Source organism: Kitasatospora sp. SUK 42, assembly GCF_015776785.2.
Lineage (GTDB): Bacteria > Actinomycetota > Actinomycetes > Streptomycetales > Streptomycetaceae > Kitasatospora.
In genome coordinates this window covers 1-626 of sequence record NZ_LFMD02000006.1, presented here as the reverse complement: position 1 = coordinate 626, position 626 = coordinate 1, and the positions used below count along the sequence as shown (strand labels likewise).

At 67.3% G+C, this 626-nt stretch carries 1 protein-coding gene; it reads left to right on the top strand.

What is annotated here, in order from left to right:
• A partial coding sequence (locus RZ50_RS21585) for a transposase (RefSeq protein ID WP_217680714.1) occupies positions 1-591 on the top strand: 591 nt, incomplete at its 5' end.
• Positions 592-626 lie beyond the last annotated feature (35 nt).

Here is a 626-nt window from a genome sequence, read left to right as displayed (position 1 = left end):
TGGATGGCGGTGCTGTCCGAACTGCGCAACCGGGGCGTTGAGGACGTGTGCATCGTCTGCTGCGACGGGTTGAAGGGCCTGCCGGAGGCGGTGACCGCCACCTGGCCCCGCGCGACGGTGCAGACATGTGTGATCCACCTGATTCGCGCCTCTCTGCGGCTGTCCTCCGGCAGGGACCGCTCCAAGCTGGTGCCGGCCCTGCGGGCGATCTACAGCGCGCCGACCGAGCAGGCCGCCGAACGGGCACTGGACGAGCTTGCCGCGTCCGAGCTGGGCGAACGCTACCCGGCCGTGGTCCGCACCTGGCGGGCGGCCTGGAGCGAGTTCACGCCCTACCTCGCGTTCCCGCCCGCGATAAGGACGGTCGTCTACTCCACGAACATGGTCGAGTCGATCAACTCCCGCCTGCGGAAGGCCACCCGCAACCGCGGCCACTTCCCCTCCGAGCAAGCGGCGTTGAAGGTCCTCTACCTCGCCGTCCGGGAGCAGATCACCCCCAGGGCACGCGACATCAACCACGTCGCCGCACACTGGAAGGAGGCACTGAACCAGTTCTCACTCTTCTTCGAGGACCGGCTCAGCATCCAATAATCCCACGGCACTTACACGAGATCGCTTACACGCCC